We start from the raw sequence: 25,312 nt of genomic DNA, 5'->3' as shown, positions 1-25,312 counted from the left end.
TACTTATACAGGTATTCCGGCCGTCAGGGCCAAGTCGAACACGTGAGGATTTCAATGGACGACAACAAGAAGCGCGCCTTGGCTGCGGCCCTGGGTCAAATCGAACGCCAATTCGGCAAAGGCGCGGTCATGCGCATGGGTGACCACGAGCGCCAAGGCATCCCGGCCATTTCCACCGGTTCCCTGGGCCTGGACATCGCGCTCGGCATCGGCGGTCTGCCAAAAGGCCGTATCGTCGAAATCTACGGCCCGGAATCCTCGGGTAAAACCACGCTGACCCTGTCGGTCATCGCTGAAGCCCAAAAAAACGGCGCAACCTGCGCCTTCGTCGACGCCGAACACGCCCTCGACCCTGAATATGCCGGCAAGCTGGGCGTCAACGTCGACGACCTGCTGGTCTCGCAGCCGGACACCGGCGAACAGGCCCTGGAAATCACCGATATGCTGGTGCGCTCCAACGCCGTTGACGTGATCATCGTCGACTCCGTGGCCGCACTGGTGCCGAAGGCCGAGATCGAAGGCGAGATGGGCGACATGCACGTCGGCCTGCAGGCCCGTCTGATGTCCCAGGCGCTGCGCAAAATCACCGGTAACATCAAGAACGCCAACTGCCTGGTCATCTTCATCAACCAGATCCGTATGAAGATCGGCGTGATGTTCGGCAGCCCGGAAACCACCACCGGTGGTAACGCCCTGAAGTTCTACGCCTCGGTGCGCCTGGACATTCGCCGTACCGGCGCGGTCAAGGAAGGTGACGAAGTGGTCGGCAGCGAAACTCGCGTCAAGATCGTCAAGAACAAGGTCTCGCCTCCGTTCCGTCAGGCCGAGTTCCAGATCCTTTACGGTAAGGGTATCTACCGCAACGGCGAAATCATCGACCTGGGCGTTTCCCAAGGCCTGGTGGAAAAGTCCGGTGCCTGGTACGCCTACCAAGGCAACAAGATCGGCCAGGGCAAGGCAAACGCGGCCAAGTACCTGGCAGAGAACCCAGCCATTGGTGCCGAGATCGAGAAGCAGATTCGCGAGAAGCTGCTCAAGGCCGGCGCCGTTGCCGAAGCTGGCAAGGCTGCTGCCGCCGAAGCCGATGCCGACGACATGGCTGACGCCGACGCCGGTTATTGATAGCAGCTGGTATGTCCGCCGTACTCGACACCCCCGTCGCCGTCAGGCGGACAGCCATGGACCTGCTCGCGCGCCGCGAGCATGGTCGCGTCGAGCTGACGCGCAAGTTGCGTCAGCGCGGAGCCCCGGATGAACTGATCGAGCCTGCGCTCGATCGGCTCGCCGAAGAAGGGCTGCTTAGCGAAGCCCGTTATCTCGAGAGTTTCATTCGATACCGTTCCGGTGCCGGCTATGGTCCTGCGCGTATTCGCGAGGAACTTGGCCAGCGCGGGTTGAACCGAAGTGACATCGAGCAGGCCCTGCGTGAAAGCGAAGTGGATTGGGCGGCACTGCTACGGGATACCTGGCAGCGTAAATTCGCTGGGCAACGCCCCCAGGATCCACGTAGTCGAGCCCAGCAGACACGGTTCCTTGCCTACCGCGGTTTCCCCATGGACATGATCGGCCGGTTGCTCAGTGGCCGGGATCTGGATGATTACTAGTCAAATGGCCTCATCGCCGGCACGCCAGCGATGAGGCCATTTGCGTTACTGCGAAATTTGCCATTCAGCTGACCTTCAGCGCCTCCCGCGCCCGCTGGGTGGTATGCATAGGCTCCGGCTTGGCCCAGTTTTCCGGCAAGTTGATGAAATCGACCAGTTCCCGCAGGCGCCCCTGGTCACGGCCATTGAAGGCAAACGTCAGCCGCGTCAGGTGGCTGAAGTTGCCCACCTCGTGTTCGGCACCGCTGTCGGCGTGTTGGTGATACCGGCCACTCAGGCGCAAGTCGGCAAACCCTTCCTGTATGTCATGTAGTGCCGCTTCGCTGAGCCGATGGTGCATGCGGATCACGAACTGGTTCTTCAGCCAGCGGCTGGAGTGGTAATTGCTGTAGAACTGGTTGATTTCCTCCACGGCCTCATCGGCGCTGTACACCAGCCGCAGCAACTTCAGGTCACTGGGCAGGATGTAGCGGTTTTCTTCGAGTTGGCGGCTGATGAACGCCAGGCAGTCACGCCAGAACGTGCCACCCGGTGAGTCCAGCAGAACCACCGGCACCAGTGGACTCTTACCGGTCTGGATCAGCGTCAGCACTTCAAGCGCCTCGTCCAGGGTGCCGAAGCCGCCGGGGCAGAGCACCAGCGCATCGGCTTCCTTGACGAAGAACAGCTTGCGAATGAAGAAGAAGTGGAAGGGCAGCAGCTTGTCGGTGCCATCCACCGTGGCATTGGCATGCTGCTCGAAGGGCAGGGTGATGTTGAAGCCCAGGCTATGGTCGCTGCCGGCGCCTTCATGGGCCGCCGCCATGATGCCGCCGCCGGCCCCGGTAATGACCATCAGTTCGGAGCGGGCGAGGGTCGCCCCCAGTTCGCGAGCCAGGGCGTACATCGGGTGTTCCACGGGGGTGCGTGCCGAGCCGAACACGGTGACTTTGCGTCGCCCCCGGTAGCGCTGGAGCATGCGGAACGAGTGGTCCAGTTCGCGCAAGGCCTGCAAGGTGATCTTGGCGCTCCAGCGGTCGCTGTCGTCATGGGCCATGCGCAAGACCGTGAGCATCATGTCGCGGTACAGCGGCAGGTTGGGGCTGTCCGGCGCAACCAGTTGCAGTTGCTGGTCGATCTTGCTCAGGTCGATGCCGTGGTCCTTGAAGTGATTGAACAGGTGTTCATTCGATTGGTAAGGCATTCAACGTCTCCTTCTGCAGCAAAACCTCTGACCGGGCCGATGGTGTGGCTCGGCCGCGACACTACGTGTGTCGCTGGCTGCCGTGACTCGAGTGTGCATCCCGAGCATTGCAGTAGGCCTTCAAGGCCGTGGTGCAGGGGTGTCAGTCCAGCGTGTCGTTTTTCGGGTCTTCGCTATCAATCTAGACCGTTGCGTCTGATCGTGCAGGCGTGATCACCGTGGCCACTCGTCGGCCTGCGAACAGCCCCGGCGAGGGTTTGGTTAACTGGAGAAGCGAAACGTGTCGATGCAGGAGGTGGCGTATGCATCGCTTGGTCATCGAAGTAGACCGGCAGCTCTATCAACTGCTGGAAAATGCAGCCCAGGATCACCACGTGAGCCTGGAGGCGGAGTGCCGTCGCAGGCTGGCAGCACTCGAGTGCCAGTCACGCTACCTGCAGGCGCTGCTGGCGGAGATGCGCGCCGACGAAGAACCGCAGCGCGCGGAGGGAGAGCGGGTTATCTAGTCACTTCTTCTTGTTGCCAGCGGTGCAGCTGGCAGCATCGAAGGCCTGGTCCATGACCGGCTGGTTGGTCTTGTACACGCTGAAGCGATAGACCATAACCGCACCTTTCGACATCAGGTTGCGAAAACCGCTGTTGCGGCACACGCTGTCACCCAGCTGGCTGCGGACTTGGGCGGGGTTCTGCTGCATGCGTGCGGCATGCTCGGCGCGTACGCTGAGGTGGTTGACCAGCGCCTTGCCTTCAACGGTATAGCCCTGGTCGAGAATGTCTTCGTTGATGGCGCGTGGGGTGCCGACACTGCTTTCCGTGGCGACCTTCTGCAGCAGCTTGTTGAGCTCGAACTCCTGCTTGGAGGCCGCCTGGGCTGCCAGTGGCAGGGTGAGCAACAGGCTCAGGGTCGGGACGATAAGACGCAGCATGAATCTCTCCTGGTTCAGTAACTGGCGCTTTGACATGCGCCGGCGGCGGGCGTTCCATGAAACCCGCTGCATCGCAGGCAAATTCACGGTGGCCAATGGCGCCGATTATAAGGGACCGGGTGGTGCCGCTGCACGGCCAAATGGCGCCTGCTCTGGTAGACTGGCGCTTTGTTTCTTCCGAGTCCCTGCAGTGTCCAGTCACAACCTGTCCACAGGCTTGCCAGCATGAGCCACGCGGTAGCACGCCTGCGTGCCGAACGCCTGGCGCGTAGCAACAAACCCTTCATTGCCCGTGGTTCACGCGCCGAGCGTTGCCCCGATTGCCGGGTGATCGCCACCCACTGCCTGTGTGCGTGGAAGCCCAAGGTGCAGGCCGACTCCGGCGTGTGCCTGATCATGCATGACACCGAGCCACTGAAACCGACCAACACTGGCTGGCTGATCGCCGACCTGATCGAAGACACCTGCGCCTTCGGCTGGTTGCGAACCTCGGTGGACGAGCGCCTGCTGGCGCTGCTCGACGACCCGCAGTGGCAGCCCTACATCGTCTTCCCCGGTGAATTCGTCGCCCAGGAGCGGGTGGTCAGCGAGGTCGTGCGCGAACCTGGCAAGCGCCCGTTGTTCATCCTGCTCGATGCCACCTGGACCGAGGCCCGCAAGATGTTCCGCAAGAGCCCGTACCTTGATCGCTTCCCGGTATTGAGCCTGCAGGCCGAGCAGATGTCGCGCTATCGCTTGCGCCGGTCCAAGCGCGACGACCATTTCTGCACTGCCGAAGTGGCTGCCATGTGCCTGGACCTGGCGGGTGACAGTCAGGCGTCCCAGGCGCTGGATGCCTACCTGGACGTGTTCAGCCTGCATTACCTCAGCGGCAAGCGTCGCCTGCCGCTGGATGATCAGGATGACACCCACCAGCGTTTGCATACCTTCCTATAGTCCAAGGGGCATAAGCCTCACTTTGGTTCATAATGACGGGGCTGGCAGCCAGGGTGGGCGAGACGGCAGGGTAGTTGGCTTGACCACCTGCGGCCGTGCTCGGCATCCTTGGCGCCGATTCCCCGCCAGGCGCTTCACCACCCCGCATGCGCCTGGCACAGAACAGGATCCATAGATCGATGGCCACATACGAAATCCTGATAGCCGATGACCACCCGCTGTTTCGTAGCGCCCTGCGCCAGGCCGTTACCCTCGGCCTGGGCGCCGATGTGCGCCTGGTTGAAGTGGCGAGCATCGCCGAACTGGAAACCCGCCTGAGCGAAAAAGCCGACTGGGACCTGGTCCTGCTGGACCTGAACATGCCAGGGGCCTATGGCTTTTCCGGGCTGGTCCTGCTCCGCGGCCAGTACCCGCAGATTCCAGTGGTAATGGTCTCGGCGCAGGAAGAGGCCGCTGTGGTGGTCAAGTCCCGCGAGTTCGGTGCCAGCGGCTTCATTCCGAAGTCCAGCGGCCTTGAAGTCATTCAGGATGCCGTGAGAAAAGTGCTCGATGGCGACGTCTGGTGGCCACCTCAAGCCTTCGAGAAGGTCGATGTCTCGGCCGAAGCCAAGGCCGCCAGCGAAGGGCTGGCCAGCCTCACCCCACAGCAGTTCCGTGTGCTGACCATGGTCTGTGAAGGTTTGCTGAACAAGCAGATCGCCTATGAACTGAGTGTGTCGGAAGCGACCATCAAGGCCCATGTAACGGCTATCTTCCGCAAGCTGGGCGTGCGCACCCGCACCCAGGCCGCGCTGTTGCTGCAACAACTTGAATCGGTTACCAGTAGCTGACGACGTCTGGATTCACGCTTTTTTGACCCGTGCCGCACTAGTCTGCTGGCCTTTCTGTTGTGAAGTGACTCACATGACACCATCGCCATTCAAAGGCCAGACCGGCCTGAAACGCATCTTCAACGCCGCTGGCTACTCGCTGGACGGCCTGCGCGCCGCCTTCAAGGGCGAGGCCGCCTTCCGCCAGCTGGTGCTGCTCAACGTGTTGCTGATCCCGATCGCCTTCTGGCTGCCGGTCAGCCGTGCGGAGCGGGCAATCATGATCGCCGTCTGCTTGCTCGGCCTGATCGTCGAGCTGTTCAACTCGGCAGTGGAAGCAGCCATCGATCGTATCTCGCTGGAGCGCCACCCGCTGTCGAAGAACGCCAAGGACATGGGCAGCGCCGCGCAGCTGGTTGCGCTGACCATGGTCGCGCTGGTGTGGGGTGTGATTCTGCTTTAAGCGATCGGCGGCAAGACGATCTCGTCACTGCGGGTAAAGCCCGCAGTGAAGTTGCGGCACAACTCCAGAAACTCGCGCATCGCCGAGGTCTGGTACTTGCGTTTGTGCCAGATGAAATAGAATTGGCGCATCAGGTCCAGCTCCGGCGTCTCCACCGGTACCAGGCTGCCGCGGCGGAAGGCATCGCGCAGGGCCAGGCGGGAAATGCAGCCGATACCCAGGCCCGATTCCACGGCACGCTTGATCGCCTCGGTGTGTTCCAGCTCCAGGCGGATATTCAGGCTGGTGCGGTGATGGCGCATGGCCTGGTCAAAGGTCAGGCGTGTGCCGGAACCTTGCTCGCGCAAAATCCAGGCTTCCTGTGACAGGGCTTCGACATCGGCGCGGCCGGCCTTGGCCAGCGGGTGCCGAGGTGCGCAGAACACCACCAGCTCGTCCTCGACCCACGGCTGCACCTCGAGGTCCGGGTGGTTGCAGTCACCTTCGATCAGACCTAGATCAATTTCGTATTGCGCTACCTGGTGCACGATATGGGCAGTGTTCTGCACATGCAGTTTCACCTGGCTCTCCGGGTGTACCTGCATGAAGCTGCCGATCAGCAGGGTGGCCAGGTAGTTGCCGATGGTCAGCGTGGCGCCGACCGCCAGTGAGCCGAAACCGGACTTGCCGTTGAGCAGGTCTTCGATTTCCTTGGCCTGGTCGAGCAGGGCGACGGCCTGGGGCAGCAACTGGTGGCCCAAGGCATTGAGGGCCAGGCGCTTGCCGGCGCGGTCGAACAGCTGGCAGCTCGATTGCCGTTCAAGTTCGGTGATGGAAGTGCTTGCCGCCGATTGTGAAAGCGCGAGCACGCTGGCCGCCCGCGACACACTCTGGTGCTGGGCCACGGCGACGAATACCTGCAGCTGACGAAGTGTAAATCGCATATCTATATAACCGATAACACATATCTTGATAATTCAGTTAACAGATATTGTGGCTGCCCCTAAACTATCGCGCAACTGCGCGTCTTGCGCGCTGCGTTTTTCTTCAGGAGCCCCTTAGATGAGCAACATGAACCACGAACGTGTCCTCAGTGTGCACCACTGGAACGACACCCTGTTCAGCTTCAAGTGCACCCGCGACCCGGGCCTGCGCTTCGAGAACGGTCAGTTCGTGATGATCGGCCTGCAACAGGAGAACGGCCGTCCGCTCATGCGCGCCTATTCCATCGCTTCGCCGAACTGGGAAGAGCACCTGGAGTTCTTCAGCATCAAGGTCCCGGACGGCCCGCTGACCTCGCAGCTGCAGCACCTGAAGGAAGGCGACGAGATCATCATTAGCAAGAAGCCAACCGGTACCCTGGTCCTCGACGACCTGAAACCGGGCAAGCACCTGTACCTGCTGAGCACCGGCACCGGCCTGGCGCCGTTCATGAGCGTCATCCAGGACCCGGAAACCTACGAGCGCTTTGAAAAAGTGATCCTGGTTCACGGTGTGCGTTACGTCAACGAGGTGGCCTACAAAGAGTTCATCACCGAGCACCTGCCGCAGAACGAATTCTTCGGCGAGTCGGTCCGTGACAAGCTGATCTACTACCCGACCGTGACCCGCGAGCCGTTCGAAAACCAGGGCCGCCTGACCGACCTGATGCGCAGCGGCAAGCTGTTCAGCGATATTGGCCTGCCGCCGATCAACCCAGAGGACGACCGCGCAATGATCTGCGGCAGCCCGAGCATGCTCGACGAGACCAGCGAAGTGCTCGACAGCTTCGGCCTGAAGGTCTCGCCACGTATGCGCGAGCCAGGTGACTACCTGATCGAGCGTGCCTTCGTCGAGAAGTAAGACGCACGCGGCAACGAAAAAACGCAGACCTGGGTCTGCGTTTTTTTATGCCTGCAGGGTGTAGTGATGTTCAGCCTTCCCGAACGACTTCCAGCACCTGGATCCGATCCGGTTGCGGGTAATGCCAGCGGACCTGCACATCCCAGAATTTCACCCCGTACACACGCTCTGGCGGTGGCACCTGATAGGCCGGGCGCGGGTCCTGTGCCAGGCACTGCTCGATCAGCTCCACCAACGGCTCGCCAAGACGCTGCCCATGCCCATGGGCCTGGGGCAGGGCAGTGTCGCTCCAGCCAACGGCAATCGCGACCGGCGCATCACTGGCCATCAGGTTGCTCGCCCCGGCGACACTGTCGGCATAGGGCACATACGGCTTGATATCCAGGACCGGCGTACCGTCCAGCAGGTCGATCCCGGACAGCAGCAGGCGCCCCGGCTCCACCCCTTCCAGGCGCACCACCGACTGGCCGATGCCGTTGGGGCGGTGGGTGGCGCGGGTGGCGAACACGCCCATGCTCTTGTTGCCACCCAGGCGCGGCGGGCGCACTTTCAGGCGTGGCTTGTCTTCCAGTGCCTGGTGGAACAGGAACAGCAGCCAGACATGGCTGACCTGCTCCAGCCCGGCCACCGCATCACCCTGATCGAATGGCGGCAGCAACTCCAGTACCCCGCGGGCGGCGGGTGCCAGCTGCGGCTGGCGCGGGATGGCGAACTTCTCCTTGAAGCAGGAGCGGACGATGCCGACCGGTGTAACGGTATGCTGCATGGCCACTCAGCCGCGCACGCGCAGGGTCAGGCCCTTGAGGAAATTGCGCAGCAGCTGGTCGCCGCACGGGCGGTAGTTGTCATGCCCGACCTTGCGGAACAGCGCGCTGAGTTCAGGCTTGGACACCGGGAAATTGACCGCCTTGAGGATGGCGTGCAGGTCTTCCTCCTTGAGCTCGAAGGCTACCCGCAGCTTTTTCAGGATGGTGTTGTTGGTCACCGGCAACTCCACCGGCTGCGGTGGGCGGCTGTCGTCCTTGCCCCGGCGGTGGATCACCAGGCCGTCCAGGAAGTGCGCCATGACCCGCTCCGGGCAGCGCACGAAGCCGGCTTCGTCTTCTTTCTTCAAGTAGGTGGCGAGCACGATCGGGTTAACTTCGAGGCCGGACAGCGCGATGATTTCGGCCATCTTGGCGTCGTTCACCTTGAGCATGTAGCGCAGGCTGCGCAGGACATCGTTGTGGTTCATTGCTGCAAAATCCTGTTCAGTAGCCACGCCGAGGGCGTGGCGCATTGCTTAGAAACGTTCGGTGGCTGCCAGGTAGCGCCACTGCCCCACGGGCAGCTTGCCCATCGATACACCCCCCAGGCGAATGCGGCGCATGCCCAGCACCTCCAGGCGCAGGTAGGCGCACAGCTCGGCGATCTGCCCGGGCTGCGGGTTTTTCACCACCAGGCGCAGGTGGGTCTCGTTCTGCCAGCTGGCCTTGGCCTTGGGCAGCTCCCGGTCATTGCGCGTGGCACCGCGCGCCAGGCGCTCCAGAGCCTGAGGCGTGGTTTCGCCGCGCACTTCAATGATGTATTCCTGCTCCATGCGGCGCAGGTCGGCGTCGATCTTGCGGGTAACCCGCCAATCCTGGGTGAACACCTGCAGGCCGCTGGCGCCGCGTTCCAGCGGCGCCAGGCAGGACAGCCGGGCAAAATGCCCGTGCAACGGCCGTACGCCTTCGCGGTGGGCCTCGCTGAGGTTGCCCATGTTGATACTGGCGCGGGCGGTTTCGCTGTCGACACCGGCCGCTTGATGCATCAGCAGGGTGACCGGGTCCAATGCCTCGGCGCGTGCGCCCGGCAGCAGCTCGACGCGCTGCTCGCCGACCTTGAACTGGGGTTGCTCGACCACCATGCCATCGACCGTGACCCAGCCTCCTTCGATGTACAGCTCGGCCTCGCGGCGGGAGCAACCAAGCTGCTCGATGAGGCGTTTGGAGAGGCGGACGGGTTCGGACATGGGGCAATTCGCAAGGCAGGGAAAGACTTGCATTGTACCTGCCTGTACGCGGTTGATGATGGGAATCTGTGCCAGATGCGCCATTTTGGACGCAGACCACGGCATATTCAGACGCCGCCCTAGGACGCTGTAGGAATGAGCCGCATGTGCAGCAGCGGATACGGCTGCCCCAAGCCGTCGGTTTCCGAGCGGCCGACCACTTCGAAGCCCTCGTGCAAGTAGAAGCCCAGGGCTTGCGGGTTCTGTTCGTTGACGTCCAGGCGTTCGGCATTCAATTCGTCGATCGCATAACGCAGCAGGCGCTTGCCAACCCCCTTGCCACGGTAGCCCGGTGCGACGAACAACATGTGCACATAGCCGTTGGCGACACCGGCGAAGCCGCAGATACGTTGGCGATCCCTGCAACAGATCAGCATCACTGCATCGAGGTAGCGTCGCAGCACCTGCTCGCGCAACAGCAGGATATAGGCCTCGGGCAGGAAGTCATGGGTTGCGCGCACCGAGTCTTCCCAAAGCTGCACCAGTTCGCCGTATTCGCTGTAGCGCGGGGTGTGCAGGGTCAGGGCCGAGTGCATGCCGGTGTTCCTCCAGAACAATAGAGAAAACATAGCAGGCCAACCACTGGTCGGCTTTTGCGTGCGTTGCTTGAAGCCTGGTCCGCAGAGGTCTATTAATTAGGCGTGGGAAAAATTCCCACATAAAGAAAAAGTAAAACTGACAACAGATTCCCGGCTTGATTTGGCGTTCTCGTGGCGAAGACCTGGAGACGGAAAATGCAAATCCACATGCTGTTCAAAAAGGCTTTGTTGGCAGCTGCCGTTGCAGGCGTGCTGTCTACGGCCATCGTATTGGTTCCTGACTCGATCTCTCATGGCTCCAGCGCCTATGCCAAGGATGGCGGTGGCGGTGGCGGTGGCGGTGGCGGTCACGGTGGCGGCGGCGGAAGTGGTGGTGGCGGCGGTGGTCACGGTGGCGGCGGCGGCAGTGGTGGCGGCGGTGGTCACGGCGGCGGCAGCGGTGGTGGCAGCGGCAGCGGTGGCGGCCACGGTGGCAGTGGTAGTGGCGGTCACGCCGGCAGCAGTGGCAGCGGCCATGGTGAAGCAGGCCAGGGCCACGCTGGCAATTCAAACTCCGGTCGCAGCAGCAACCATGCTGAAGCGGGTGATGATCATGGCAATCACGTTGGCGGTGAGCCCGGTGACGATCATGGCAATCACGTTGGCGGTGAACCCGGTGACGATCATGGCAATCATGTTGGCGGTGAGCCCGGTGACGATCATGGCAATCATGTTGGCGGTGAACCTGGCGACGATCATGGCAATCACGTTGGTGGTGAACCTGGCGACGATAATGGCAACCATGTGGGTCGCGAACAGGGTGATGACCGCGGTGCTCATGCCGCCGGCGAAGTCGGGGATGACAACAGCAGGAGCTGATTGGCAGTGAACAGCCCATACAAGGCCCAGGGGACGGGTTTTGTATGAGCAGTCCAGGGCAGTGCAGCCCTATCACGCGTTTGCAGTGAGCGCTGACAGCTCTTTCTCATTCTCGGTGGGAAGTGGTTACAGTTCGTGTGGGATGTTTTCCCGCGTCGTATACTGGTTTCAACTGTCAAGGAATGCGCTCCATGCAATCGCCCTCCATCCCCCCGTCCATGTTGAGTGCACTGCGCAGGGTCATGCGCCCTCTGGTGCGCCTGATGCTGCGCAAAGGGGTGACCTACACGATGTTCACCGACGTGCTCAAGGACGTGTTCGTCGATGTGGCCCATCGCGAGTTTCGCCTTGACGACAAGGTGCCGACCGACAGCCGCATCAGCCTGCTGACAGGCGTGCATCGCAAGGATGTGCGCCGCCTGCGAAGTGAAGATGACACGTCTATCGCTGCGTTGCCTGAAAACATCACCCTGGGTGCACAACTGGTGAATGTATGGACCAGTAGCCCGCCATTCTGCTCCGCGGCCGGGCAGGCGTTGGCGCTGCCACGGCTGGCCAGCGTTGGCGGCGATGGCTCGTTCGATGCCCTGGTGGCGACGGTCAGCACCGACATCCGCGGGCGGGTGGTGCTGGATGAGTGGCTGCGCCTGGGCATCGTCCGCCTCGATGATCAGGATTGCGTGCACCTCGAGGCCCAGGCATTCGTGCCACAGAAGGGCTTCGAAGAGAAAGCCGCGTATTTTGGCCATAACCTCCATGATCACGCTTGCGCAGCGGTGCACAACCTCAGCGGCGAAGGCCTGCCGTTCTTTGAGCGCAGCGTGCACTACGATGCGCTGACCCCGGCCAGCGTCGACACGCTGCGCGAAGCGGTCGCCAAGGATGGCATGCAAACCTTGCTGGCTTTCAGCCGCCTGGCCGCTGAGCTGGAAAATACCGACGTGCCAGGCCATGAGCATCGCCAGCGGATTACAGTCGGGCTTTATTTCTACACTGAAGCCACTGATCCCGATTCGTCGAAGACAGCCGAGCCATGACGCCTCTCGCGCGCTGCCTCAATACCGTCGCACTCGTCCTGGGTTTGGGGCTGAACCTGGTGGCGCCTGGCGAGGTGGCTGCGGCACCGGTTTGTGTCAGCCGTGATGAAGTGGGCATGGCCGGTGCAGCGGGCATGCAGTTCCCGGGAGGTGTCGGTGGTACCGGCGCCAGAACCGGCGGTGTTGGTGGCACCGGCGTGCGCAGCGAGAATGGCGGTGTGGGTGGCACGGGGGCGCCGACCCAGCAGCGCCCGGGCGGTACTGGCGGTACCGGTGCGGTGGCGGAAGGTGTCGACGGCACCTTCATCGATCGCGGCCACGGCGGTGTGGGCGGTAGCGGCGCCCCGATCCAGCGTCCAGGGGGGACCGGTGGCACGGGAATCGTCGGCACCATCACCGGGTTCGCTTCGATCTGCGTCAATGGTCAGGAGGTGCATTACGGCAAGGATGTGCCTGTGAGCGAGAACGGCGCCCCTGCCAGCAGCGCTCATCTGGCGATTGGCCAGGTGGTCGCGGTGGAGGCCTATGGCACACAGCGTGGCCTGCAAGCCGGGCGCATCGCGATCCTCAACGTCTACGAAGGGCCGCTGACGGCCCTGCCCACTGCTTCGGGGCCACTGCGGGTCATGGGCCAACCCGTGCGCCTTGCCGCCGGGGCACGCGTGGCCGAAGGGCTGAGGCCGGGCGAGCCGGTCAGGGTCAGCGGCCTGCGCGATGCTGCCGGGGAAGTGGTGGCTAGCCGAATCGAGCGGGCGCCCGGGCTCAGAGAAGCCAGCGCCATCGGTGCGGTTGACCGCCCCGGCAGCCTCCAGGGGCTGCAGCTGGGGACGCGCGTGGCACCGGCGCGGGAAGTGCTGGTGCGTGGTCAATGGACCGGGCGCCAGCTGGAAGTGGCGCAAACCCGGCCAGACCCGAGCCTGCCTTTTGCTGGCCGCGTGCAGACAGCGGTGATCGAGGGGCTGGTACAGCGGACCCAGGCGCGTCAGCTGGTGGTGGCTGGCATCAATGTGACGCTGGGGCAGGAGACCGTGATCGTCGGCAAGCAGCCTGCGGGCATTGCGCTCGACCAACGGGTGCGGGTCAGCGGGGTATTCAGTGCCACGCACGAACTGCGCGCATCCCGCGTCGAGTTCCACGACGACCGCGTCGACAACTCGGACAGAGGGCATTCAGGGCGTAATGGCGAGCACGGTACCGGCAGCTCGGGAAGCTCCAACAACAGCGGCCAGGGTGAGCGTGGCGCCTCCGGCACACGCAGCGAAGGCAGCGATGATCACAGTGGGCGGAGTTCGGGTAGCGGATCCGGTGACCATGCCAGCGTTGAAAATGAAGACAGGTCTGGAAAGTCGGGGCATGTCGACAGCGTGGAGCAGCGCGAGACCAGCAACAGTGGCAGCTCCGATCGGATAGAAAAGGTCGAAGAGGTTGAAAAAGTAGAGCTCGACAAAGTAGAGAAAGTAGAAAAGGTCGAAAAAGTAGAGAAAGTCGAGAAGGTGGAGAAAGTCGAAAAGCCTGAGAAGGTCGAGAAAGTCGAAAGGCCTGAGAAGGTCGAGAAGGTGGAAAAGGTCGAAAGGCCTGAGAAAGTCGAGAAGGTGGAAAAAGTAGAGAAGGTCGAAAGACCTGAAAAAGTCGAGAAAGTGGAAAAGGTCGAAAGGGTTGAAAAACCTGAAACGGTAGAAAAAGTCGAAAAGGTCGAACGACCTGAAACGGTAGAGAAGGCCGAAAAAGTCGAGCATCCAGAGCGTTCCGGGCATTAGGCAACTAGGCTGGGTAAGTCCGATCACACTTCCCGACGGAATATTGAGGTGCAGATGCGACCCACGCTCCCTCTTTTCGCCTGTTTGTTGTCCTGCGCCAGTTCGTCGGCCCTGGCCGATACCTTCAGCGCCTCCATTGGCATGGACTATTCGAGTGGCGACTATGGCACGGGGACCACTTCGGAGATCTGGTACGTGCCCGTGGTCGGCAAGTATGAAACCGGCCCCATGACTTACAAAGTCACCGTGCCCTGGCTACGCATCACCAACCCTGAAGTAGGCCCGAACGGTGACCCCTTGCCCGGCGGCTGCCATGCGGTGGAGAGCGGGCTGGGCGATACGGTTGCGAGCGCCGCTTATGCACTGCTCGATGGCAGTGACGGTGGCCTGATGCTGGACCTCATCGGCAAGGTCAAATTTCCCACTGCCGATGAAAAGCAGTGCCTGGGCACGGGTGAGTACGATTATACCGGCCAGGTTGATATCGCCAGGGCATTCGGCCCGGTGACCGGCTTCGCAACCTTGGGCTGGAAGAAGTTCGGCGACCCGCCCGACAGCGATTTCAGGGACCCGATCTTTACCAGCCTGGGCTTTGCCATTCCGGTGGCGCAAGGTACCTCGGCGGGCGCCTCCTACGACTGGCGGCAAAAAGTCGTCTCGACGGGGTCGCAGATCCAGGAACTGACCCTGTTCCTGACCCACAAGCTCAACCGGGAATGGAAAGTCCAACTGTATGCGGTCAAGGGCTTTTCCGATGCCAGCCCCGATGGGGAAGCAGGATTGATGGTCTTTCACACCTTCTGACAAAAAAGCCCCTGCCGGTTATTTCCTCATTGGGAATACCCGGCAGGGGCTTTTTCATGTACCGGCTGTTTTAAACAGGCTCGGCCCACATGTCGTATTCGTCGGCATCCACCACGCGGCAACGCACTTTGTCGCCTGGCTTGAAGCCGTGGTTACCGTCGATGAACACGCTGCCGTCGATTTCCGGAGCATCGAAGAAGCTGCGGCCAACCGAGCCCTGCTCCTCGACTTCGTCGATCAGTACTTCGATTTCCTTGCCGATGCGCAGCTGCAGGCGGGCGGCGCTGATGGCCTGCTGGTGCGCCATGAAGCGGTCCCAACGGTCCTGCTTGACGTCATCCGGCACTTCGTCCAGGCCCAGGTCATTGGCCGGGGCGCCTTCGACCGGCGAGTACTGGAAGCAACCGACGCGATCGAGCTGGGCTTCGGTGAGCCAGTCCAGCAGGTACTGGAAGTCTTCCTCGGTCTCGCCAGGGAAGCCGACGATGAAGGTCGAGCGGATCACCAGCTCAGGGCATTGCTCGCGCCAGTTCTTGATGCGTGCCAGGGTGCGGTCTTCGAAGGCCGGGCGCTTCATCGACTTGAGCACCTTGGGGCTGGCGTGCTGGAACGGGATGTCCAGGTACGGCAGGATCTTGCCGGCGGCCATCAGCGGGATCACGTCGTCGACGTTCGGGTACGGGTAGACGTAGTGCAGGCGCACCCAGGCACCCAGGCTGCTCAGCGCTTCACACAGCTCGAGCATGCGGGTCTTGACCGGGCGGCCGTTCCAGAAGTCGGTCTTGTACTTGACGTCGACGCCATAGGCGCTGGTGTCCTGGGAGATCACCAGGATCTCCTTGACGCCGGCCTTGACCAGGCGCTCGGCTTCGCTCAGCACTTCGCCGACCGGGCGGCTGACCAGCTTGCCGCGCATCGACGGGATGATGCAGAAGCTGCAGCTGTGGTTGCAGCCTTCGGAAATCTTCAGGTAGGCGTAGTGGCGCGGGGTCAGCTTGACACCCTGCGGCGGCACCAGGTCGATCAGTGGGTTGTGGTCCTGGCGTGGCGGCACCACTTCGTGCACGGCGTTGACCACCTGCTCGTACTGCTGCGGGCCGGTCACCGACAGCACGCTCGGGTGCACGTCACGGATGGTGCCTTCTTCGACACCCATGCAGCCGGTGACGATGACCTTGCCGTTTTCCTTGATCGCTTCACCGATCACTTCCAGCGACTCGGCCTTGGCGCTGTCGATGAAGCCGCAGGTGTTGACCACCACCACATCGGCATCCTCGTAGGTGGGCACGACTTCATAGCCTTCCATGCGCAGCTGGGTCAGGATGCGCTCGGAATCGACCAGGGCCTTGGGGCAACCCAGGCTGACGAAACCAACCTTGGGGGTGGCGGGAGTGGTGGACATGACTAACCTCGGTATTGAATGCAGTTCGCCCTGGCGCAGCCGGGGGCGATCTTGACGGGCGCTTGCGGCGCCTCTGATCAAAAAGTGCGCAATTCTAGCGAGCGCAAGGTCGCTTGACCAGCAGAAAAGCGACGAACGCTGCGCTATGCTTCGCGCCATTGCGCCGGGGCCACTCGTGCCCCAGGCGCAGGAGTGAATTCTACCGGCCTTCAAGGCCATCTGCGGGAGTGTTCGATGGTTCAGGCAAGCAGTCACGCCGAAGGCGGGCACGCGGGGAAGCAGGGCGCGACACGGTCGCTGGGCCTGCTCGTGGCAGCGGTCGGGGTGGTCTATGGCGATATCGGTACCAGCCCCTTGTATACCCTGAAAGAAGTCTTTACCGGCGGTTACGGGGTGCCGGTCAACCATGATGGCGTGCTGGGGATCCTCTCGCTGATCCTCTGGTCGCTGCTGTGGGTGGTGTCGTTCAAGTATGTGATGTTCATCCTGCGCGCCGACAACCAGGGCGAGGGCGGCACCATGGCATTGACCGCACTGGCGCGACGGGCCACGGCGGCCTATCCGCGCCTGCGCACGCTGATGGTGGTCTGCGGCCTGATCGGCGCCTCGCTGTTCTATGGTGACAGCATGATCACCCCGGCGGTGTCGGTGCTGTCCGCCGTGGAGGGCATGGGCCTGGCCTTCGACGGTATCGACCACTGGGTGGTGCCCATTTCACTGGTGGTGCTGGTGGCCTTGTTCCTGGTGCAGAAGCACGGCACCGACAAGATCGGCAAGCTGTTCGGCCCGATCATGGTGGTCTGGTTCCTCGCGCTTGCCGCGTTGGGCGCCCATGGCATTTCCCAGAGCCCGGAAGTGCTCAAGGCGTTCAACCCGGGCTGGGCGGTGAACTTCTTCATCGTCCACCCCGGCATGGGCGTGGCGATTCTCGGCGCCGTGGTACTGGCGTTGACCGGTGCCGAGGCGCTGTATGCCGACATGGGGCATTTCGGGCGCAAACCGATCGCCCGTGCCTGGTTCGCCCTGGTGCTGCCGGCACTGGTGCTCAATTACTTCGGCCAGGGTGCGATATTGCTGCAGAACCCCGAAGCCGCCCGTAACCCGTTCTACCTGCTGGCGCCAGGCTGGGCCTTGCTGCCCATGGTCGGGCTGGCGACCATGGCCACGGTGATCGCCTCGCAGGCGGTGATCTCCGGGGCCTTCTCCCTGACCCGCCAGGCCATCCAGCTGGGCTATATCCCGCGCATGCAGATCCAGCACACCTCCAGCGACGAGCAGGGGCAGATCTACATCGGTGCGGTGAACTGGACCTTGATGGTCGGCGTGGTGTTGCTGGTGATCGGCTTCGAATCCTCTGGCGCCCTGGCGGCGGCTTACGGCGTGGCGGTGACCGGGACCATGCTGATGACCACCATCCTGGTGTCGGCGGTGATGCTGCTGCTGTGGAAATGGCCACCGGTGCTGGCGGTACCTATCCTGGTTGGCTTCCTCTTCGTCGATGGGCTGTTCTTCGCCGCCAACGTGCCGAAGATCGTCCAGGGCGGTGCCTTCCCGGTGCTGGCAGGCGGCGTGCTGTACCTGCTGATGAGCACCTGGAAGCGCGGCAAGCAGATCCTGGTGGAGCGTATCGATGAAGGCGGGCTGCCGCTGCCGGTGTTCATCAGCAGCATCCGCGTGCAGCCACCGCATCGGGTCGAAGGCACGGCGGTGTTCTTGACGGCGCGGGCAGATGCGGTGCCCCATGCGCTGCTGCACAACATGCTGCACAACCAGGTGCTGCACAGCCAGGTGGTGCTGCTGACGGTGGTCAGTGAAGACCGCCCACGGGTGCCTGAACAAGAGCGATTCGAGGTCGAGGCCTATGGCGATGGCTTCTTCCGGGTGCTGCTGCACTTTGGCTTCATGGACGAACCGGACGTGCCGGCAGCCTTGAAGCTGTGCCACCTGGACGAACTGGATTTCAGCCCGATGCGTACCACCTACTTCCTCAGCCGGGAAACGGTGATTGCATCACGTCTGGAGGGGATGTCGCGCTGGCGGGGTAACCTGTTCGCGTTCCTGCTAAAGAATGCCAACGGGAACCTGCGTTTCTTCAACCTGCCGTTGAACCGGGTGATCGAGCTGGGGACCCAGGTCGAAATTTGAGTTGCCGGGGCCGCAAAGCGGCCCCGGTCATTTTCAGTTCTGTGCAGCGACGCTGGACTTGCCCTGGCGGGTTTCGATCTCGTCGATCAGGCGCTTGGCCAGCGCCGGATAGTTCTCGTCGAAGTGGTGACCACCAGGCAGCTTCATGCGCTCACCCACCGCCGTCTTGTCGGTGCAACCGCTCTCGTCGGTTTCTTCCACACCGTACACGCAGACCACCTTGGATGCCGGCAGCCTGGCCATTTCCGGCCCGGTAGGCGCTTCCTGGCCTTCCTTGCCCAGCCAGCCTTCGACTTCGATCTCGAAGCTGCCGCTGCGGGCGAAGGCCAGCAGCACGACCGCATCGATACGCTGCTGGTCTTCGGCCGGCAGGCGGTTGTAGATGGCCGGCAGCACGTCGGCGCCGAACGAGTAACCGGTCAGCACGAAACGCTTGGTGCCCCACTTCTGGCGGTAGTGCTGCATCAGCTCCGACAGGTCGGCAGCACTTTGCTCCGGAGTCTTGTGCTGCCAGTAGTAGCGCAGGGTGTCGATACCAACCACCGGGTAGCCGAGCTTGGCCATTTCACCGGCCACGTCGCGGTCCAGGTCGCGCCAGCCACCATCACCGGACAGGAACAGGGTGACGGTGTCTGTGGTCTGTCCGGCCGGCACTTCCACCACCGGGATGGCCAGGGCGTTGCCGTCGCGACCGACCAGGGCCTGGGTCAGTTGGGCCTTGAGCACCTGGGGCAGGTGGATGTCATAGTCGCTGATGCTGGTCTCGGCGTTGGCCTGGTCGCGCACGAAGGCGGCACTGGCGTCGTCCGGGTTGTCGTTCCAGGCGACGTTCCAGTGGCCGTGGGCGGCCGATTTCGGCAGTTCGACCTTGCAGCCTGGCTGCTCCAGGGTGAAGTCGACCGAGATGGCCCGTGCCTTGTCGTCAGTCTGGGTGGCCAGCCAGCGCCACGCCTGGGCTGCACCTGGGCCGATGCCGGCGACCAGGGTCGGTTTGCCGGACAGCTGGGTCAGCGCCTGATCCAGGGCCTGTTGCTGCTTGGCGCAGTCGTTCGGCGGCAGAATCACCTGGACCAGTTGTGCCTCGGCGGCCTGGCTCAGGTCCAGCAGCTGCTTGTCGGTCAGGGCCTGGTCCTGAGGCACGCCGATGGCGACGCGCGCCTTGGCATGCACGCCCGGGGTGACGCGGACGACGCTGGTGTCATTGAGGGTCAGTTGTTCCAGCCGTGCCTCGGGGGCAGGGCGGGTCCACAGCCAAAAGCCCGCAGCGCCGGCCAGGGCGGCCAGCAACAGGGGAATCAGTACGTACAGCCAATAGCGTCGGATCATCAACGTTTCACCAATCCAGTCAGGCCGCCAGCAATCAGGGCGGCAGTATCGGCCAGTGCCACCAGCGGGTCGAGCCCGGCCGGCACGGCCATGTAACGAGGTTCCCAGTCCGGCTGGAACTTGTCCTTGAAGCGCCGCAGGCCCTGGAAGTTGTAGAGCTGCTCGCCACGGCGGAACACCATCGAACCCAGGCGCTGGGTCAAGGGTGCGCCGCGCCGTGGCTGCAGGCCGGAAAGCGGGACCATGCCCAGGCTGAAGCGGCCGTAGTCATGGCTTTTGTAATGCAGGATCAAGCCGATCATCATGAATTCCATGGTCAGCTTCGGCGCCTCGGGGTGAGCGCGCATCAGGTCGAGGCTGGCCAGTTCGTTGCTGTGGGTTTCCAGCAGGTTGGCGAAGGCCACCGGCCGGCCCTGGAAACGAATCAGGGCGATACGGAAGTGCTGCAGGTACTCGGGGCTGAAGCGCCCCAGCGAGAAGCCCTTCTCCCGCACGTTCTTGCCGCCGAGCCAGGCGTCGGAGATTTCCTTGAGCTCGGCCAGCGGGGCCTGGCCAGGTTCGTGGATCTCCAGGCTCAGGCCATCCCGGCCGCCGCGGTTCCAGGTGTAGCGCAGGTCCTTCATTTCCTTGCCCTTGGCTTCGAGGTCGAAACGGCGCAGGTCGACCCGCGCTTCTTCGCCCAGCTTCAGGGCAGTCAGGCCGATATCCATGTAGAACGGCAGGTTCTCCGCGCGCACCTGGTAGAACACCGGGCGGGCGTGGTGCAGGTCGCACAGGTCGCGGAACTGCCAGATCATCTCGGCGCGCTCCTGGGCCGGGCCGATCGGGTCGTACAGGGCCACCAGGCTGCGGCCGCGGCGGGCATACATGAGGAAGGCATTGTCGTTGGGGTGGAACAGCAACGCCTTGTCGCCGGTCAGTGCCAGGCCACCGTCGGGCTGGTCGGAGCTCAGCAGGATACGGTTGGCGCGCTGCAGCTCGGTGTCGTCGGGCAGGTGAATGACCGGGCGGGCGGTGCGCAGCAGCCAGGTCAGGGCGACGATCACCAGCAGCACCGCGCTGCCCAATGCTGCGCGCAGGCCGCGCGGGGCATCGGCGTCGAGGGTGAACTGCCACCACAGCTTGTGGGTATAGGGCACATCCTGGTAGGCGAACAGCAGCAGCCACACCGAAGCGCCGACCACGCAGGCGCTGGCCACCAGGTACACCGGCGAGAACGGCAGCTCGAGCAGCCGGCTCGGCCGGTAGAACGAGCGGCGGAAGATGGCCAGCAGCGCGGCGGTCAGGGTCAGCAGGCTGGCTTCTTCCCAGTCGAAGCCTTTGAGAATCGACAGCAGCGCGCCGACCAGCAGCAACACAGTGGTCAGTAGCCAGGCCGCCGACAGGCGCCGGCGCAGGCCCTGTGCCAACAGCAGGCAGAGCACGCCAATCAGGCTGGCGCCGAAGTGCGAGGCATCGATCAGCCGGTGGGGTACGAGGAAGCCCATGTGTTCCAGGCGCGTGTCGATTTCAGGCGTAGCGCCGGAGAACAGCAGCACCACACCCGAGAGGAACACCAGAATCGCCAGGATCGGCGCGCCCAGGCCCGACGCTGCCTTGATGGCTTGCTGGGCGAACAGCAGGCGGCGTGCTTCGTTGGCCAGCAACAGAACGCAGGCCAGCAGCAGTGGCAGCACCACGTAGATCAGCCGGTACAGCAACAGGGCGGCGGCCAGTGGCGCAGCGCCGAGCTGGTCGGCAAAGGCCGCCAGCAGGATCGCTTCGAACACCCCGACGCCACCCGGCACATGGCTGAGCACGCCAGCGGCCAGGGCCAGCAGGTAGACCAGCACAAAGGCGCCGAAGGGCGGGGCCTCCGGCAACAGCAGGTAGAGCACGGTGGCAGCCGCAGCCACGTCCAGTGCAGTGATCAGCAATTGCAGGGCTGCCAGGCGGCCACCGGGCAGGCGCAGGGTGCGACGGCCCAGCTGCACCAACAGATTGTCGGCCAGCGGTTGTTCCGGCAGGCGACGGCGATACAGCCCGATCACCAGCGCGGCGGTAATCGCCAGCACGGCAATGGCGATAACGGCCAGCACCGGCGCAGGCAAGCGCAGGGCTGCTGCCGCTGCCGGCAGGTTGCTCAAGGTGGCCAGTGCCGCCAGCGGTGGCAGCGCGCAACCCAGCGACAGGCTGGCAAACACGGTCATGCGCGCGACTTCGGCGGCCCCCAGGCCTTGGCGTGCATACAGGCGGTAGCGCACCGAGCCACCCGAGAGCATCGAGAGGCCGATCGCGTTGCCAATGGCAAAGGCGCTGAAGCCGCCCATGACCAAGGTCCGTGGGGGCAGCTTGACGGCAGCGTAACGGCTGGCCGACCACTCGTAGCCCAGCAGGATCACGAACCCTGCCACTGTCGCCAGCAAGGCACCGATCAGTGCCTGCGCCGGTACGTCGAGCATGGCATCGTGCAGGGCGTAGATGTCCAGTTCGCTCAACAGGTGCCGACAGGCGATCAGCGCCATGGCGAACAGCAGCAAGGTCACGGCCAGGCCAATCGGCTGACGGTAGCGGCTCATCCGCTCCAGCCAAGGCAGGCGCTGGGCAGCAGTCGGCAGTGCCGAGGCGAGTGGCACCTGGGGTTCAGGGGTGTGCGATGTCATGAATTGCCTCGTGCCGGTTGCGCGAGGAGGGGAAGAGCTGCGGCCAAGTGAAAGTCCCTTTGGTAAACGTATCCAGATATTACTCCGGGCAACGTTACTTTCAGTCGTCCGGCAGCGTTAAAGATAGTTCATGCTCCAGCCGAGACCTCAAATGAGCAGGTTTGGCTGAAGCAGAGGGATTTTTCAGGCGACGAAATGCAACAAACCCCGCGCTGCTGTTACACAGGCGGGGTTTGTTCTGACGAATATGGTTGCGGGAGCCGGATTTGAACCGACGACCTTCGGGTTATGAGCCCGACGAGCTACCAGGCTGCTCCATCCCGCGCCTGTGGGATCGAATTCTACAGCGTAAGCTGTGAGTGTCAAGCGCTACTTGTTGATTTCGCTTGATTTTTCTTATGCCGACTAAAAACCGGGGCAAAAGAAAAAGGCCACTGCGTTAACAGTGGCCTTTTCTCGAATCTGGTTGCGGGAGCCGGATTTGAACCGACGACCTTCGGGTTATGAGCCCGACGAGCTACCAGGCTGCTCCATCCCGCGCCTGTGGGATCGAATTCTACAGCGTAAGCTGTGAGTGTCAAGCGCTACTTGTTGATTTCGCTTGATTTTTCTTATGCCGACTAAAAACCGGGGCAAAAGAAAAAGGCCACTGCGTTAACAGTGGCCTTTTCTCGAATCTGGTTGCGGGAGCCGGATTTGAACCGACGACCTTCGGGTTATGAGCCCGACGAGCTACCAGGCTGCTCCATCCCGCGCCTGTGAGATCGAATTCTACGGGTTTTCTTGCCCGTGTCAAGCGGTATCGTGAAAAACCCTTTTTCGTTCAATCCCTTAGCGTCTAAGCCTGGGCTGCGGCTCAGGCGCCACGGGGCTTGCAAGCCGATGATCGAAGCAGGCTGTCTCAGAGCCGGTAGCATGCGCTACTATCTGTATGAATTTACAGTGGTGGCCGTCATCAATGTCCGTGCGCAAGATCATCCATATCGACTGCGATTGCTTTTACGCCGCAATCGAGATGCGTGACGACCCGCGTCTGGCCGGTCGCCCCATGGCGGTGGGCGGTTCCCCGGATCGTCGCGGGGTGATCGCCACCTGCAATTATGAGGCGCGTGCCTATGGCGTGCGTTCAGCCATGTCGTCCCGGCATGCCCTCAAGCTTTGCCCCGACCTGGAGATCGTCAAGCCGCGCTTCGAGGCCTATCGGGAGGCTTCACGTGAGATTCATGCGATTTTTCGTGACTACACCGAGTTGATCGAGCCATTGTCACTGGATGAAGCGTATCTGGATGTCAGTGAAAGCCAGTGGTACGCCGGAAGCGCTACTCGCATCGCCGAGGACATTCGCCGGCGGGTTGCCCGCACGCTTCATATCACGGTCTCTGCGGGGGTTGCGCCGAACAAGTTCCTGGCCAAGATCGCCAGCGACTGGCGTAAACCCAATGGCATATTCGTGATTACCCCGGAGCAGGTCGAGGCCTTCGTTGCGGCCTTGCCGGTGGCCAAGCTGCACGGTGTGGGCAAGGTCACTGCGGACAAGTTGAACCGCCTGGGCATCGATACCTGTCTCGACTTGCGAGAGTGGTCGCGGCTGGCGCTGGCGCGCGAATTCGGCAGTTTTGGCGAGCGGCTGTGGGGGTTGGCGCGGGGGATCGATGAGCGAGCGGTTCACAATGATAGCCGCCGGCAGTCGGTCAGCGTTGAAAACACCTATGACAACGACCTGCCAGACCTGGCCAGTTGCCTCGAACGTTTGCCTGAACTGCTCGAAAGCCTCAATGAGCGGATTGCCCGGATGGACAGCAGTTACCGCCCGGACAAACCGTTCGTCAAGGTCAAGTTCCATGACTTCAGCCAGACGACCATGGAGCAGGCGGGGGCGGGCAGGGACCTGGAAAGCTACCGTCAGTTGCTGCGCCAGGCGTTTGCCCGGGGTGGCAAGCCGGTGCGCTTGCTGGGGGTGGGGGTGAGGCTGCGCGATCTGCGCGGGGCCCATGAGCAGCTGGAGCTGTTCCCCGGCAATTGAAAAGGGGCCGCATGACGGCCCCCTCTTTATAGTTATTGCACGCCAGGGTCAGCGACCAATCGGCCAGTGGCCTTGGTCAGTGCCGACAGGAATTCCTGTTGCAGCTCCGGATCGTTGCGTGTCAGCTCGATCAGGCTCTGCTCCATCTCGCTGGCTTCCTCTTCCAGGCCCAGCTCGGACAGGCGCTTGACCCGGTGCACCCACTGGCCGACATCGTCATCTTCGAGGTCATCGAAGATCAGCTCATGGGCCTCACGCAGTTTGTTGCGCAAGGTGGCGCTGACCAGCAGGCTGGCATCGCCACGCACGGCGTTGTCCTCGTCGACCACCTGCATGTGCAGGGTACCGACGTGGTTCAGGTGCTGTTCCGAGAACGGGCTGTCCAGCAGGTTCAGGCGCAACACGCCGTTCCTGTCGGTGGTCAGCTCGTGGGTCATCTTGCCAGCCTTGACTTCGACCAGCCGCTCGCTCCAGGGCACGCTGGTGAATTCTTCGCGCTTGTCCTTCTGCACTTCGCTGATGCCCGCCAGGTTCTGCTGGGCGCGGCCATTGGACGGCGTGTTCATGAACGGGTTGAGGCCATCCACGCCATAGCTGAGCCAGTCGTGGGTCATGCTCTGCGGCAGGTTGCCGAGGGCGAACACGTTGACCACGTTGGCGCCAATGCCGGCCACCACGGCTACCGCGCCCAGCGGGATCTCGTAGATCTCCCGCCACGGTTGGTAAGGGGTGTAGCGGTCATAGCGGCGGGTGACCTCGTATTCGGTAACCTCGAAACGCTTTTGCTCGTGGATGCGCACACGCCGTTGCGGAAGCTCCATCACCTTCGGCTCGCCGACATCGATCTGCAGGGTGTGTTCGAGCAGCTTGCGCTCGACGCGCTCCTCATGATCGCTGCGCTGGGACATCTGGTTGGCGCAACCGCTGGCGAGCAGGGCGCCGCACAGTGCGGCGCCCCCCAGGGTAATGGTACTTCGCTTGGACATGATCACTCGTGCATTGATT

General features: G+C 62.7%; 24 protein-coding genes and 3 tRNA genes. 13 read left to right on the top strand and 14 right to left on the bottom strand.

The features are described 5' to 3' along the window. Window positions 1-54 precede the first annotated feature (54 nt). Both recA and recX read left to right on the top strand, forming a co-directional pair. Complete coding sequence (gene recA, locus CAF78_RS02575) at window positions 55-1,122, top strand: recombinase RecA (protein ID WP_054883434.1); 1,068 nt, start codon at window positions 55-57, stop codon at window positions 1,120-1,122. 11 nt (window positions 1,123-1,133) lie between these two features. Beyond that, a complete protein-coding gene (gene recX, locus CAF78_RS02570; RefSeq protein ID WP_085675643.1) occupies window positions 1,134-1,604 on the top strand; it encodes a recombination regulator RecX in 471 nt (156 codons plus the stop codon). Between the two features lie 64 nt (window positions 1,605-1,668). On the opposite strand, the gene CAF78_RS02565 is transcribed toward recX, so the two are convergent. After that, the gene (locus tag CAF78_RS02565) at window positions 1,669-2,787 is read right to left on the bottom strand and encodes an LOG family protein (RefSeq protein ID WP_085675644.1); all 1,119 of its coding nucleotides are present in this window, start codon (window positions 2,785-2,787) and stop codon (window positions 1,669-1,671) included. 302 nt (window positions 2,788-3,089) lie between these two features. Between CAF78_RS02565 and CAF78_RS02560 the strand changes: the two genes are divergently transcribed. After that, a complete protein-coding gene (locus CAF78_RS02560) occupies window positions 3,090-3,293 on the top strand; it encodes a hypothetical protein (RefSeq protein WP_085675645.1) in 204 nt (67 codons plus the stop codon). On the opposite strand, the gene CAF78_RS02555 is transcribed toward CAF78_RS02560, so the two are convergent. Continuing rightward, window positions 3,294-3,713, bottom strand: coding sequence for a quorum-sensing-regulated virulence factor family protein (locus CAF78_RS02555; protein ID WP_085675646.1), 420 nt, complete (start codon window positions 3,711-3,713; stop codon window positions 3,294-3,296). A gap of 225 nt (window positions 3,714-3,938) precedes the next feature. On the opposite strand from CAF78_RS02555, the gene CAF78_RS02550 reads away from it, so the two are divergent. The 3 genes from CAF78_RS02550 (at window position 3,939) to CAF78_RS02540 (ending at window position 5,921) form a co-directional block, all read left to right on the top strand. After that, on the top strand, window positions 3,939-4,649 hold the full coding sequence (locus CAF78_RS02550) for a tRNA-uridine aminocarboxypropyltransferase (protein WP_085675647.1): 711 nt from the start codon (window positions 3,939-3,941) through the stop codon (window positions 4,647-4,649). Between the two features lie 179 nt (window positions 4,650-4,828). Beyond that, window positions 4,829-5,479, top strand: a complete 651-nt coding sequence (gene erdR / locus CAF78_RS02545) for a response regulator transcription factor ErdR (RefSeq protein ID WP_085675648.1) — start codon at window positions 4,829-4,831, stop codon at window positions 5,477-5,479. A gap of 73 nt (window positions 5,480-5,552) precedes the next feature. After that, window positions 5,553-5,921 carry a diacylglycerol kinase gene (locus CAF78_RS02540; protein WP_085675649.1) on the top strand — a complete coding sequence of 123 codons (369 nt, stop codon included), beginning with the start codon at window positions 5,553-5,555 and terminating at the stop codon, window positions 5,919-5,921. Here CAF78_RS02540 and finR read toward each other — a convergent pair. Further along, a complete protein-coding gene (gene finR, locus CAF78_RS02535; RefSeq protein ID WP_085675650.1) occupies window positions 5,918-6,844 on the bottom strand; it encodes a LysR family transcriptional regulator FinR in 927 nt (308 codons plus the stop codon). The genes CAF78_RS02540 and finR overlap by 4 nt on opposite strands. A gap of 118 nt (window positions 6,845-6,962) precedes the next feature. Here finR and fpr point away from each other — a divergent pair, with 118 nt between their 5' ends. Next, window positions 6,963-7,742 (top strand): ferredoxin-NADP reductase, encoded by a 780-nt coding sequence (gene fpr / locus CAF78_RS02530; protein ID WP_085675651.1) that lies wholly within the window; start codon window positions 6,963-6,965, stop codon window positions 7,740-7,742. 70 nt (window positions 7,743-7,812) lie between these two features. On the opposite strand, the gene tsaA is transcribed toward fpr, so the two are convergent. From tsaA to CAF78_RS02510, 4 genes are all read right to left on the bottom strand, one after another. Continuing rightward, complete coding sequence (tsaA, locus tag CAF78_RS02525) at window positions 7,813-8,508, bottom strand: tRNA (N6-threonylcarbamoyladenosine(37)-N6)-methyltransferase TrmO (RefSeq protein ID WP_085675652.1); 696 nt, start codon at window positions 8,506-8,508, stop codon at window positions 7,813-7,815. A gap of 6 nt (window positions 8,509-8,514) precedes the next feature. After that, window positions 8,515-8,976, bottom strand: coding sequence for a DUF1456 family protein (locus tag CAF78_RS02520; RefSeq protein WP_085675653.1), 462 nt, complete (start codon window positions 8,974-8,976; stop codon window positions 8,515-8,517). 48 nt (window positions 8,977-9,024) lie between these two features. Next, window positions 9,025-9,735, bottom strand: a complete 711-nt coding sequence (locus CAF78_RS02515; protein ID WP_085675654.1) for an rRNA pseudouridine synthase — start codon at window positions 9,733-9,735, stop codon at window positions 9,025-9,027. Between the two features lie 119 nt (window positions 9,736-9,854). Continuing rightward, the gene (locus tag CAF78_RS02510) at window positions 9,855-10,310 is read right to left on the bottom strand and encodes a GNAT family N-acetyltransferase (RefSeq protein ID WP_085675655.1); all 456 of its coding nucleotides are present in this window, start codon (window positions 10,308-10,310) and stop codon (window positions 9,855-9,857) included. A gap of 210 nt (window positions 10,311-10,520) precedes the next feature. Between CAF78_RS02510 and CAF78_RS02505 the strand changes: the two genes are divergently transcribed. The 4 genes from CAF78_RS02505 to CAF78_RS02490 all read left to right on the top strand — a co-directional run bounded on the left by CAF78_RS02505 (window position 10,521) and on the right by CAF78_RS02490 (window position 14,769). Then, window positions 10,521-11,171 (top strand): hypothetical protein, encoded by a 651-nt coding sequence (locus CAF78_RS02505; protein WP_143515003.1) that lies wholly within the window; start codon window positions 10,521-10,523, stop codon window positions 11,169-11,171. 191 nt (window positions 11,172-11,362) lie between these two features. After that, window positions 11,363-12,208 (top strand): DUF6502 family protein, encoded by an 846-nt coding sequence (locus tag CAF78_RS02500; protein ID WP_085675656.1) that lies wholly within the window; start codon window positions 11,363-11,365, stop codon window positions 12,206-12,208. Continuing rightward, window positions 12,205-13,965, top strand: coding sequence for a DUF5666 domain-containing protein (locus CAF78_RS02495; protein ID WP_085675657.1), 1,761 nt, complete (start codon window positions 12,205-12,207; stop codon window positions 13,963-13,965). The genes CAF78_RS02500 and CAF78_RS02495 overlap by 4 nt, the downstream gene beginning before the upstream one ends. 54 nt (window positions 13,966-14,019) lie before the next feature. Then, window positions 14,020-14,769 carry a hypothetical protein gene (locus CAF78_RS02490; RefSeq protein WP_085675658.1) on the top strand — a complete coding sequence of 250 codons (750 nt, stop codon included), beginning with the start codon at window positions 14,020-14,022 and terminating at the stop codon, window positions 14,767-14,769. A gap of 70 nt (window positions 14,770-14,839) precedes the next feature. On the opposite strand, the gene rimO is transcribed toward CAF78_RS02490, so the two are convergent. Continuing rightward, window positions 14,840-16,171, bottom strand: coding sequence for a 30S ribosomal protein S12 methylthiotransferase RimO (gene rimO / locus CAF78_RS02485; protein ID WP_085675659.1), 1,332 nt, complete (start codon window positions 16,169-16,171; stop codon window positions 14,840-14,842). A gap of 234 nt (window positions 16,172-16,405) precedes the next feature. Here rimO and CAF78_RS02480 point away from each other — a divergent pair, with 234 nt between their 5' ends. Further along, window positions 16,406-18,316: a potassium transporter Kup gene (locus tag CAF78_RS02480; RefSeq protein WP_085675660.1), complete on the top strand. Its 1,911-nt coding sequence runs from the start codon at window positions 16,406-16,408 to the stop codon at window positions 18,314-18,316. A gap of 33 nt (window positions 18,317-18,349) precedes the next feature. On the opposite strand, the gene CAF78_RS02475 is transcribed toward CAF78_RS02480, so the two are convergent. The 5 genes from CAF78_RS02475 to CAF78_RS02455 all read right to left on the bottom strand — a co-directional run bounded on the left by CAF78_RS02475 (window position 18,350) and on the right by CAF78_RS02455 (window position 23,039). Further along, a complete protein-coding gene (locus CAF78_RS02475) occupies window positions 18,350-19,642 on the bottom strand; it encodes a virulence factor family protein (protein WP_085675661.1) in 1,293 nt (430 codons plus the stop codon). Then, window positions 19,642-22,200, bottom strand: coding sequence for a bifunctional lysylphosphatidylglycerol flippase/synthetase MprF (gene mprF / locus CAF78_RS02470; protein WP_371856907.1), 2,559 nt, complete (start codon window positions 22,198-22,200; stop codon window positions 19,642-19,644). Before mprF ends, CAF78_RS02475 begins: the two co-directional genes overlap by 1 nt. A gap of 332 nt (window positions 22,201-22,532) precedes the next feature. Continuing rightward, a tRNA-Met gene (locus tag CAF78_RS02465) sits at window positions 22,533-22,609 on the bottom strand. Window positions 22,610-22,747: 138 nt separating this feature from the next. Then, a tRNA-Met gene (locus CAF78_RS02460) sits at window positions 22,748-22,824 on the bottom strand. 138 nt (window positions 22,825-22,962) lie between these two features. Beyond that, window positions 22,963-23,039, bottom strand: a tRNA-Met gene (locus tag CAF78_RS02455). A 209-nt stretch (window positions 23,040-23,248) separates the two neighbouring features. On the opposite strand from CAF78_RS02455, the gene dinB reads away from it, so the two are divergent. Beyond that, window positions 23,249-24,307 (top strand): DNA polymerase IV, encoded by a 1,059-nt coding sequence (gene dinB / locus CAF78_RS02450; protein WP_165837361.1) that lies wholly within the window; start codon window positions 23,249-23,251, stop codon window positions 24,305-24,307. A gap of 32 nt (window positions 24,308-24,339) precedes the next feature. On the opposite strand, the gene CAF78_RS02445 is transcribed toward dinB, so the two are convergent. Then, a complete protein-coding gene (locus tag CAF78_RS02445) occupies window positions 24,340-25,293 on the bottom strand; it encodes a hypothetical protein (RefSeq protein WP_085675664.1) in 954 nt (317 codons plus the stop codon). Window positions 25,294-25,312: the final 19 nt, after the last annotated feature.

Source organism: Pseudomonas sp. R28(2017), from assembly GCF_002112505.1.
Lineage (GTDB): Bacteria > Pseudomonadota > Gammaproteobacteria > Pseudomonadales > Pseudomonadaceae > Aquipseudomonas.
Note: the sequence above shows the minus strand (reverse complement) of the source record. Positions and strands in the feature narration are given on the sequence as shown.